Here is a 10,519-nt window from a genome sequence, read left to right as displayed (position 1 = left end):
GTAAATGAATAAATGAATAAATGAGTAATATATTTATTCTATTGCTCTTCGTCGTTTACCCATTCTTTCATCCACTTTATGACTAGACTGTTCATTTTTACATTCTCTTCGGCAGCTTTGACTTTTACTGCGAGGTACAGAGATTGAGGGACATTAGCATTAAAACGCATTGTCTTTTCTTTGGGAGCTTCTTGTGGTGGCTTGGGTGTTCCCCCATCGGCACCAGCTGCAAATCGTTCAATATCTTCCTGTGAGGGTTGTCGCGATGCTGTTGGAGGTGTTCTTTTTTTGACCATTAAAATATCTCCTTCACGAGAGAAAGGATTTCGTCAGCAGCTTTCGCATTATCCATCTCGATGACTCCCTGCCCCTCTGGCATGCAGTCACGGTAAGCTTTTCTATCCCTAATAATCGTTTCAAGCAGCTTAATTTCTGGGTAGTCTGCCAAGTACTCACGAGCCTCTTTTGCTTCGTTCACCACTGGATTTGTCGGAGCCATAGTTAGGAGCCCACATACAGATAAATTTGGATTGAGATCTTTCGCCTGGAGAATGATTTCCTGCATCTTAGGCATGGTGTCTAGGTCTGGCTGAGAAGGGCGGAAAGGAACAAGTAATATGTGGGCTGCTGTCATCCCCGTTCTGAGCTCTCGGGAATCCCGGCCAGCTGCATCGACGATAACATGCTGATAACGCTTATCCAGGTCTAGCAGGGTGTCACGAATGTTTTCATATTTCTGGACACAGTGGACAGTAGCCAGCTTGCTATTTTGCGCTCTATCCATTGCCCAATTAGCTGCAGTGCACTGTCGATCTGCATCGACTAGAACGACATCAGCGCCATCTTTTGCTAACTGTGCGCTTATATTAACTGCGGTCGTAGACTTGCCGCATCCTCCCTTTTGACTGCCCACCAAAATAATCATGCTCACACCTATAAGTATTTGAGTAATTGAGTAAATAAGATTAACAGTAATTTTTAGTCGAGTAAATTAAAAATCTTGCTTTGAATACATGATTGATTCATTATGAATCTTATATTCACAATGAATCAAGGTGCGTCATGAAAGTAGGTCTATCTCTAACATCATTACTAACCAACTTAATCAGTAAATCACCCAAGCAGCCTCTGGAGCCAGAGTCAGAGGATGAAAAGAAAATTGGTACAACCATAAGGTTTGAGCCTCCAACTAGGAGGTTTATTGAGTCACAAGCAGAGCACTTAGGCATCTCAACTCAGGAATTTGTAGCTATGACCTTTAAAGCGATTATGAATGCTACCGTCGAGCCTCAGTCCACAGAGTTAGAACTGATGGTTTCCCGGTTTATCGAGCTTTTTGTCGCGCATGGAGTTCCAATTAGCGATATACCTAAACTTCTTCCAGAAGGAGCGTTAGCGCGCTCGGATTTGCTGGAGAAAAAGTCCTTGGTCGATAAGCTCAGCGATGAAGTACTTGATAGCACATCAGAACTGTTCGGGGTGAACATAGGGTGGTTGAAAGGGGTAAAGCAGCAACCCTATAAAACCCCTGCGTTTAGGTGGTACAAAAATGTTGATGGATTTGCAATGCGGTTAGCTATTGCCTGCCATGAAAGCCGCAGAGTTCGTGTGCTATTTGTGGGTGAGCGGGGTTTAACAATGGAAAGCCTGCTAGAGGCTAAGGAAAGCGATGATTCAATATCGCCCGTCAACGTCGGCGTAGTAATTGAGAAAGAGTTTTTGGTGGATGGAGTAGGGTTCAAAACATACGAAATCTGGGAGAGTGAGCGCTGGAATTATTGGCGGTGTAGACACTGTTTAAAAGCGATCATGATGTTCTGTGAGAAAAGCAGGGTGAGATACGACGGCGTACTTTTGAGCCAAGAGGCAATGATCAGCTTATTTGAAGGGAAAGAGATCGCCAACCCCCTTATAGAAGCTAGCCGTGAATCGTGGACGCCGGATCAACTTTTGTGGGGAGATGAGAGAAACCTGGAATTGAGCGAGCTGGATGCGATAAGAGAATTCTATGAGGAGGATTCGGGAGCTCCAAAATATGAGGTTGCCATCACTCAGCCCTTTTCTGTCAAAGACTGGGACGCCTTCAAGCGCGGAAGGTATGAAATTGATTCAGAATAATATGAGTAAATAAGTATTTGAGTAAATAAGGGTTTACTTAAATACTCAAATTTAAGATTTGTTTTGCAAAATCAAAATTTGTTTGATATATATAATAACTGTGTGATAGGTTTACATAATGTATCTCAGGGGCGTTTTATGGATCTCAAATCCTTAAAAGTTTTATTTGACGATGACAGTTTAAAAAGAGCTGTAGCCATGCGTGCGCCTCTGCAGAGCAAAGGCTGGCTTTTGCATTTCGAGCGACGTGCAGGAGGCCTAGCGGTTATGGGTACAGTGCGAGACCCGGAGACGGGAAAAATTTTTCGCTCACTTGATGCGGCGGCAACGGCGGCAGCCGATGTTGGGTTTGCAGAAATGCAAGTCAAAATTTTAGAAAAACAACAAGAGGGTATCGATCCCGATGATTTCGAGTTAAAGGCGCAATAAAAAACCCGCTGTTGGTCGCAGCGGGTTTTTTAAAATTTGTTGCAGTGTTGGCGCACTTGCAACTGTAAAAGTACACCTTGGGAGCTAGCAGGCACTTAAGGCGTAACATGTTACGCTCTAAAAAAGATACTCCAATTAGAGTATCTTTGCAATTGCTATCAAAAGCAAGCCTTGCTGCTGCCCAATATTTTTGGGGGAAAAGACACTGGACGAAGCCAGGTTTTTGCAGTCGGGCACGGCACTCAATCGCGTGCTTGAAGAAGCACCATACCTTTCTCGATGCAGCGATAACAAAACCGCTGGGCTTGTTAGACCACGCGAGTATGCCCTGAAATACCCGTATATGCAGGTTAACAGGCCGGGCATGGTCAGCTGGCTAGTATTCGATCTCGATCACTCAAACCCTCTGGTATGGGAGGACGAGGGCTTACCTGCACCAAACATCGTCGTAACTAATAGAAAAAACGGTCACGCACACCTTTTCTATGCCATCCCACCAGTTTGCACGTCAGAAAACGCTCGCCCCAAGCCGATTGCTTACATGAAAGCTGTATATGAGGCTATGGCCACGAAGCTTGGAGCCGATGAGTCATATAGTGGGCCAGTGGCCAAAACCCCTGGCCACCCTTGGTGGTCCACCTGGGAAATTCACCCAACTGTCTATGAGCTAGGCGAACTGGCCGATTATTTGGATTTATCTGTTAAACCACGTTGGAGCTTGGAGCCAAACCTTGATGAGGTTGCTCATTCTCGACACTGCACATTGTTTGAGGAGCTGAGATTCTACGCATATTCGATTGTAAATAGAGAGAGAGAAGAGGGGACATACCAAGGTTTTTATAGCCTCCTAGAAAACTACGCTAGTTCGAAAAACAATTTTAGTCAGAGAGGCTTTTCGAACGACCTCACCTGGTCACAAGTAAAAGCGACGGTTAAATCTGTTGCTCGATGGACGTGGGATCGTTACACAGGGAGCTCCAAGTGTCAGAGGGGAGTTATGGGGCTTGATAAGTCGTTACCTCTTAAAGAGCGCCAGCGCAAGGCTGCAGAAAGGACGCATAGCTGTCGAAGGAAGGCCACAGAATTAAAAATAATAACTGCACATAAGCAACTCATTGCCCAAGGCGCAAAAGTCACACAAGCGGCTGTAGCCGCACATACGGGCTTAACACGGCAAACTGTAGCTAAACACAAACACCTCATAACCACACCCAGCACACTAAATGTAGTCCCTATGCCTCAAGCACAAGAGGGTGATTTAAGCCCTGTTTCAGATGTTAAATATAGTCTAGATCAGATATCTGCTCTTCAGGTTGTGGATAAGTGTGAGTGGACTGTTTTGGAGTTTCCCAAAAAGGAAATATCAAATATTAGTTTTAATGATGTGTCGTTGCATGCCGAGAAGGGCGCCAACGGCGCTAAATCGCTTTTTTCTCAAATATGTTCAACGTTATCGAGCATTCCTCGTGTTGAAGGAGTTGTTTGTCCGTTCTCTTTTGAGTTTAGAGGGCGTATGGCAAGGGTTGTGGTCAGTTATGGTCTTAGTGAACTTGATTCTGTGCTCGTCGCTATTTCGGTAGCTTCTTCCGCAGCTGACCCAGCTAAGCTACATTTTTCTCAAGATGATTGGATGGGGTATTTAGTCAGAGCGCTTCAAAATGCTCGTGCTGCTAAGCTGGAATTATTTGATCCATTGGTAGATAAATTTAAAACTTTGTTAAACGGTGGGGATGCTTACCTCACTGATTATCAGTGGGGATTGTTTAGAGATTATAGAAACATGTGCCTCCAGGAGTGATTTTATCTTGGTGGTGACGAAGAGATTTTTAATAGCTAGCATCTTTATTTTTATGTTTCGTAATTACCGTAATTACGAAATTACCGTAATTACTTGATGTTTTGTTTTTTTGCCTCTATAATTCATTTAACTGGTAACTTTTGAGGCTAATTAAATGAGTAAGATCACTTTTGAGGATGTTTGTATTGCGGCTAGACGGCTCGTTGAAAGCGGTGAAAGGCCTAGCGCTCCAAAGATTAGAAAGCTCTTGGGTGACAGAGGGGGAATGGCCACGATCCAAAAGCATTTGGATGGATGGAGAGTTACAGAAGAGGGGAAAGAAGCCGATACTCCAAAGATTCCTGAAATGCCAGAGTCATTAGCTAATGACTCGCATACATTAATTCAACAGATTTGGGGCCAGGCTAAAGCCTCAGCTGATCTGGATATTCAGAATGAGCGCGAGAAGCTGGCGTTGGATCGTGCTGAGATGGATGAGAAGCTAGCAGAGACTATTGCCGTTAGTGAAGAGCAGGAAGCTCAGATTGATGAGCTCCGGGGGAATGTTGAAGACCTTCAGCATAAGACTTCTAACCTTGTTGAATCTAATGATAAACATAAGGCACAGTTATCTGAGGAAATTACGAAAAACTCAATACTTACTGAGCGCTGCGATCAGCTAGAAAAATCATTAAGCGCAGCTGAAACAGGTGTTTCTCAGTTGGAGGGTTCTCTCAGCTCTGAAAGAACTAAACGTGAAGCTTTAGCTGAAGAGGCGTCAAAATTTAGGGCGTTGGCCGACGAGAGGCAGAGCTTGATTGCGAACTTGCAAGCACAAGTGAATAAGCTTGAGTCGTCACTTACATCTAGGGATGAACAGATTACTAAGTTACAGGATCTGACGGAAGCCCAGCAACAAAAGCTCGATGAAGCCAAAGAGGCTTTTGCAGAGGCGAAAAGTGATCTTTCTACTTTGATCGAGCGTTGCGATCAGCTTCAAAAAACTGTCAATGAGGCTGCGGCGCGAGAGAAAGAGCTTCAAGCTCTGCATGCCTCTTCCTTGCAAGCCGCTGACGAGCGTACAGCTAAGCTCATTGAGCAACTAGAGAAATTTACGGGTGTTAAAGATGGCAACTCAAAACAAAGTAAAGACTGAGCTTGATGAATATTCAGAGGCGGCGCTGGCCGCTCTTGAGCTGGACGGGATCACTTTTAGTGACCAGGAGCGTCAACTAATCAAAGAGATCGACGAGCTGAATTACTCGGAAGAGCAGATAATGCTCTTTTTGAAAGCTGGCAGATAGGTTGGACGTCATCCTAGAAAAATCCTCCAGAATGACTTCCCTAACTTATTTGCCTATTTTGTTCACTGGTTGTCGGCGTGTAATTGCTGGGGATTCTGAGTAATCGAGATACACATCTAAGTACGAAATAGCGTAGTCATGCGGTAAGTCCTTACTGGTTGCAATAATACATTTTCCCTGGTTCTTAGAGCTTTGAGCCCAAGATAACAACTCATTCAAATTTTCTGCGTGATCTGCGTGATCTATGGCATTTACAGCATCTGCTTTTAATGAGGACGTATTGATGCATATTGGCTTTTGCGGAAAGACGAGATCATTTTTATTTATTCCTTGATAGTGCCAGTCAGAAACTGCCATCCCTAATTCGATTAAAGTGCTTTTTCCTGTCCCTAGATTGCCCCGAATAACTATTAACCTTTCGGTTGATTCATTAATAAGCTTTACCGCTTCGTTTAGCGTTTTTCGAAGTTCTTGATAAGACGTGTCTACGGCGTTCATATTTTTTCTCCGGGTTGTTTTGTATAGGTGACTGTATCATTTTGTGAGTAATTGAGTAAATAAGTATTTGAGTAAAAACTATATATTTGTTGCAAGAGCAAGTTGTTTGGCGTCTCTAGTGATCTTCAGCAAAGTATTGCTTTTGTCTATCGCAGTGCAGTCGCTAACCAAAAACAACTGTTCACAGTCTTCGTATTTGCCAACTTCTGCAGATGGGTTGCGTGACATTGGGTATTCCACGTATTTATGGCCAGCCAGCCAAAAAGGGATATTTGGTAAAAACTCATCTACATAAAGCGGAAAAAGTTGTGTAGTTACGCTCTCTCCTGTTAGCCATTCGTATTGAGCTGCTAACTTGTAAAGCTGTTCTCCCAGCCTTAGGTGGTCGTCGTTTTCCCGAAAAGCTCGGGTCTCTGCACTGGCTAAAAAACTTGGCGTTAGTACAGCTGTGCGAAGGTTTTGAGATGCGGTTCGGATACTTAGTTCTATTTCCGTCATTTCCTGTTTTTCTTCCTTGGTCAATGTCGATAGCGCTAGAGCGGTCGCAATAAATACTCCCGCTAGTCCTATTATTGAAGAACGTTGTGTTGATGCATCGATCATGTTTACACCTCTTCGTAGTGATTGAGTTGATTAATAGCTGTGTTTGATCTAGTTGATAGCGCTACGGCTACAGTCAATGCTCCTAGAGTTAAATATGTCCAAGAAATAGAGCTCATATGTGTAGTGCCTGGTATGCTTTCTATTGCCCATGTTGACCATGGCCCGCAAAAGTAACCGGCTGCTAGGGCTGTATTTGCAATAGAATCTCGTATGCCGAACACGCGCCCCTGAAGGTTGTTTGGTATGTGAATTTGCCAAACAGATTGGGCTAATGCACCAATAATCGGAGTGATGAGACAAAGCACGAAAGCAGCAACTCCGATTACAACTAAGCTCTTAGTTAACCCTGTTAGAGCGATGGCTAAGCCGGAGAATGCCAATAAGTAAAAGATGTTCTGCAGATGGTTTCGTGAATTAATCGTTGTTACCAGTAACGCTCCGACAGCTATACCTGCACCAGCCATTGACCTTAGTGATCCTAAGGTTGCCTCTCCTGCTAGGTTTAATACTAAGGGGGTAAAAAGTACGATCGCAGCTCCCCGTGAGAAATTTGCAAAAGCATGCAATGCTAAAAAACTCTTCAAACCTCGGTTTGCGCGAATTGTATTAAACCCTTCCCGAATAGCGTCTTTAAAGGTGTTTCTAGTGTATTTTGTATCCGGGATCGAAACCGATGCTAGAGCTACGAAGGATGCGAAGCAGAGTGCCGATGCGCAGAGAGCAAATGACCATTGATAAGTAAATTCAAGGAAGCTGCCAGCAATAAACGGTGCAAGAATTTGAGCTGATGCTGATCCAGCTTGCGCTATTCCATTTAAGCGCGGGTACGCTTTAGGTGATGTAGCAATCAGCGAGATAGATGATGTATAGGTCAACCTATGTAAACCCGCAATTGCGGAGCTTAACGCCACTGTCAGATATGTCTCGCCAACATGCAAATAACTAAATTCCGATGCATTTTGAATCAAAAAATAAAAGTAAAATGCAAAGATAATAGACTGTGCCAGCGAGCAGAGTGCAAGGATTCTTTTTCGGTTGAAACGGTCAACGATATTTCCACAAAATGGCGTAATGAGTACTTCAGGCAAAAAAGCGAGAAGCATAACAATACTCAATTGTGCCAGTGACCCACTTTCCCGGTATACCAGGATAGACGCGGCGAAGGCGTTCAATAAAACCGAAAAAATTACAGTTGTTTGGCTAATCCAGATAAACGTAAAACGATGTTTCATTCTAACCTCAGTTTAATTGCGTTTTTCGGAACGTAACCCGAAGATATTGACCGTGCAAAAATGACGGAAACCGCAATAACGCTCGAAAGTGCCGAAAACCGCACTAAACGCACCCTTCAAAACGACGAAAACCGCACAAGTGCGGTTTTCGTCAGAAATAAGTGAGTATAAGTATCTACTCAAAGAGTGACCTCCCAATAAAGGTATAGGCTCTAGCTTTCATTAGATGTAGCCGTGTCTATAGATACTGATTGAGCTGCTTGCTGTAGAGTTTTCTGAATTTGCTCTGCTGACAAGTTATCAATACCCTCGACTCCTCGAAGAACGCCTACCAGCTCAGAAAATTTAATTTTCTCTTTCTCCTGATGCAAAGCCTTCAATTCAGCATTGAGCTTATCTCGTTTTTCAAGTAGAGGCTGTAATCTCTCTTCAAGCTTAGTTATCTGCTCTTGCTTCTTTTGTATATCGTCATCAATTTTTGATGTGCTCTTAGTCTTTGGCATTTGTTCTAATCCTCGTTGAGAGTGTCTAGCGTGGTTGGCTCATCCTGTCTTTGTATATGATCTATGTGTTCTTGGTTCCCGTCAACTGATGTAGAAATGGGTTCCTTATAGGATGCGTTACTATTACCATCAGATAGCTTACTTGTGATCTTATCGAAGATGCTTTTAGCCTTTTTCTCGTTATCCTCAGACAAGTGTAATTTATCGCTTATAAGATCAATAGCGGCTTTGCCATTTTCCTCTGATATTTCAATTTTTGGCGAAACAAGCAGTTGAAGCGCTATAGTAGAAAATAAGAAGAACGTTAAGAATATAACAGCTAACCTCCAGCGCTCATTGTACTCAAATTGTTCAATAGCAATACCTATGATTGATTTCATACCTGAACCTCGATTGATTCACCGTTAAAACGAAGCCTAACCTTTCTAGATAAGCCGGAAGCTTGATTTAACTTTTCAACTAGAAGCATTACTTCACGCTCCGCTACTGCTGAGTCTACAGTAGATATCCACGTACAAAGCTCCTCTAGGGGATGTATTTCTATATCTAAATCAGAAGATTTTTCTAATATAATGTTGACTAATTCTTGATCTGGTGAAATGCGTTGATCAACTTCTTGGATCTCCACATCATCGATAGGGCTTGTATCTAAAGATGAATTATTATCATCGGCATCATCACTGATAAAGTTGTCATATGTTGTTTCTAATGATTTCTGTCCATCGTGAATAATCCTATTATCAAAATATACCATTGCTTCTTCTGGTAGGAGCTGTGCCTGATACAAAAGCCAAATCAATACGATTGTGAATAAACCAAAAATAACAAAAAAATTAATAGCTGTACTTATCCAATTGAACAAGATTGCTAAAACTACGGCCAAAACTGAAACTGCTAAATATTTCATATAAAAGTTCCACTAAATTATCAATCGCCTTTTCGTAACGCATAGCGTTCGAGAAGGCGGAGCCGCCAAAGCGGCGTCCTCGTAGAGGACTATAAAAAAATAACTTTAACAGTAAAAAACGTTTAAAAACAATAACTTAATAGGTTTTTAAAAATATTAAAAGACGTATATAGGTCTTTTTTAACAGCTTTTCTATATTTTAAGACAAATAAAAGACATATATAAGACATCTTTATTCGCTAAAAATAGTTCCTATATCATAGGATGATATACCAAGTTTTCTTGGTAGAATAACTTCTTTGCTTGGTTCTCCATTTAAATCATTAATCACTTTTTTAACCTCATCAATGATATGAGCGTATGATCCTATATTGGAATTTACTAATGACCTTCCTATTTCAGACCAAGCACTCAAATTTCTCTTAACTCCATAAACGTCAAATGGATTAATAATACCCTTTGTAAGACTGTTAACCTTATCAAATATATCAGCACTAACCACAATATGATAAATTGAGTTCGGCTCACGCTTTTCCTGTTCTTTGCACATTCTCACAGCCGCTTGATAATCTGAAAAAGGGACAATGATATTCGTCTTTTCTTTATATTCGAAAACTAAATTTCCAGAATACCACTTGTCCTTGTGAGGATAGGAAATCCCCCTAGATTCAAATATTCTGTTTTTATCTTCAATGCTTACAAAAAAATCAATTGAAGGAGTTCGGGCTACAAGTTCTGATAGTAAAATTGAACGGGTTAATCCTGTAAGAGAACTTGTTTCTCTTGGCTTAATACCAGCCTTAGAGAACCCAGCGCGGGTAGGCGTATAGATAGGAACTGGTTTTCCAGGCCCTTCTCTTCGTATGGAGCCACTCTTTTGTAAGTAGCCAGAATCGGTTAGCCTTCCTAGGATTCTGTTAACTTGCCTATTGTCTTTGAGGCCATATCGACCCATTATATGCTTGCTAGTAACACACCCAGTTAGAGTAGAAAACTCAATAATGTGATTATTATTGATCAAAGCTATCCCCTCCTGATTCTAGGAGAAAACCCAACTTGGGTTAACAGAAACCAAATGCTAACTGCAAAAAATAAGAATTTTGCCATTGAACGATACATTGGGTTTGTTTGATATAGGTCTAGTATGT

General features: G+C 42.1%; 13 protein-coding genes and 1 pseudogene. 5 read left to right on the top strand and 9 right to left on the bottom strand.

The window, feature by feature from the left end; all coding sequences use genetic code 11:
* Positions 1-38 precede the first annotated feature (38 nt).
* Positions 39-296, bottom strand: coding sequence for a hypothetical protein (locus BVC89_RS29465; RefSeq protein WP_103654525.1), 258 nt, complete (start codon positions 294-296; stop codon positions 39-41).
* On the bottom strand, positions 296-925 hold the full coding sequence (locus BVC89_RS29460) for an AAA family ATPase (RefSeq protein ID WP_103654524.1): 630 nt from the start codon (positions 923-925) through the stop codon (positions 296-298). The genes BVC89_RS29465 and BVC89_RS29460 overlap by 1 nt, the downstream gene beginning before the upstream one ends.
* 137 nt (positions 926-1,062) lie before the next feature.
* Here BVC89_RS29460 and BVC89_RS29455 point away from each other — a divergent pair, with 137 nt between their 5' ends.
* From BVC89_RS29455 to BVC89_RS30050, 5 genes and pseudogenes are all read left to right on the top strand, one after another.
* Positions 1,063-2,118, top strand: coding sequence for a hypothetical protein (locus tag BVC89_RS29455; RefSeq protein ID WP_103654523.1), 1,056 nt, complete (start codon positions 1,063-1,065; stop codon positions 2,116-2,118).
* Between the two features lie 138 nt (positions 2,119-2,256).
* Positions 2,257-2,547, top strand: coding sequence for a hypothetical protein (locus tag BVC89_RS29450; RefSeq protein ID WP_158658211.1), 291 nt, complete (start codon positions 2,257-2,259; stop codon positions 2,545-2,547).
* A gap of 184 nt (positions 2,548-2,731) precedes the next feature.
* A pseudogene (locus BVC89_RS30465) lies at positions 2,732-3,853 on the top strand (replication initiation protein); the annotation flags it as partial.
* 646 nt (positions 3,854-4,499) lie between these two features.
* A complete protein-coding gene (locus BVC89_RS29440) occupies positions 4,500-5,480 on the top strand; it encodes a DNA-binding protein (RefSeq protein ID WP_103654520.1) in 981 nt (326 codons plus the stop codon).
* A complete protein-coding gene (locus BVC89_RS30050) occupies positions 5,452-5,628 on the top strand; it encodes a hypothetical protein (RefSeq protein WP_158658210.1) in 177 nt (58 codons plus the stop codon). Before BVC89_RS29440 ends, BVC89_RS30050 begins: the two co-directional genes overlap by 29 nt.
* Positions 5,629-5,673: 45 nt before the next feature.
* On the opposite strand, the gene BVC89_RS29435 is transcribed toward BVC89_RS30050, so the two are convergent.
* From BVC89_RS29435 to BVC89_RS29405, 7 genes are all read right to left on the bottom strand, one after another.
* Positions 5,674-6,126: a hypothetical protein gene (locus BVC89_RS29435; RefSeq protein ID WP_103654519.1), complete on the bottom strand. Its 453-nt coding sequence runs from the start codon at positions 6,124-6,126 to the stop codon at positions 5,674-5,676.
* Between the two features lie 78 nt (positions 6,127-6,204).
* Positions 6,205-6,729 carry a hypothetical protein gene (locus tag BVC89_RS29430; RefSeq protein WP_103654518.1) on the bottom strand — a complete coding sequence of 175 codons (525 nt, stop codon included), beginning with the start codon at positions 6,727-6,729 and terminating at the stop codon, positions 6,205-6,207.
* Positions 6,730-6,731: 2 nt separating this feature from the next.
* Positions 6,732-7,961: an MFS transporter gene (locus BVC89_RS29425; protein WP_103654517.1), complete on the bottom strand. Its 1,230-nt coding sequence runs from the start codon at positions 7,959-7,961 to the stop codon at positions 6,732-6,734.
* Between the two features lie 212 nt (positions 7,962-8,173).
* Complete coding sequence (locus tag BVC89_RS29420) at positions 8,174-8,464, bottom strand: hypothetical protein (protein WP_103654516.1); 291 nt, start codon at positions 8,462-8,464, stop codon at positions 8,174-8,176.
* Between the two features lie 5 nt (positions 8,465-8,469).
* Positions 8,470-8,844, bottom strand: a complete 375-nt coding sequence (locus tag BVC89_RS29415; protein ID WP_103654515.1) for a hypothetical protein — start codon at positions 8,842-8,844, stop codon at positions 8,470-8,472.
* Positions 8,841-9,371, bottom strand: a complete 531-nt coding sequence (locus BVC89_RS29410) for a hypothetical protein (RefSeq protein WP_103654514.1) — start codon at positions 9,369-9,371, stop codon at positions 8,841-8,843. The genes BVC89_RS29415 and BVC89_RS29410 overlap by 4 nt, the downstream gene beginning before the upstream one ends.
* Positions 9,372-9,603: 232 nt before the next feature.
* On the bottom strand, positions 9,604-10,392 hold the full coding sequence (locus BVC89_RS29405; RefSeq protein ID WP_103654513.1) for a hypothetical protein: 789 nt from the start codon (positions 10,390-10,392) through the stop codon (positions 9,604-9,606).
* Between the last annotated feature and the right edge of the window lie 127 nt (positions 10,393-10,519).

The organism is Agarilytica rhodophyticola (genome assembly GCF_002157225.2).
GTDB classification, from domain to species: Bacteria; Pseudomonadota; Gammaproteobacteria; order Pseudomonadales; family Cellvibrionaceae; genus Agarilytica; species Agarilytica rhodophyticola.
Note: the sequence above shows the minus strand (reverse complement) of the source record. Positions and strands in the feature narration are given on the sequence as shown.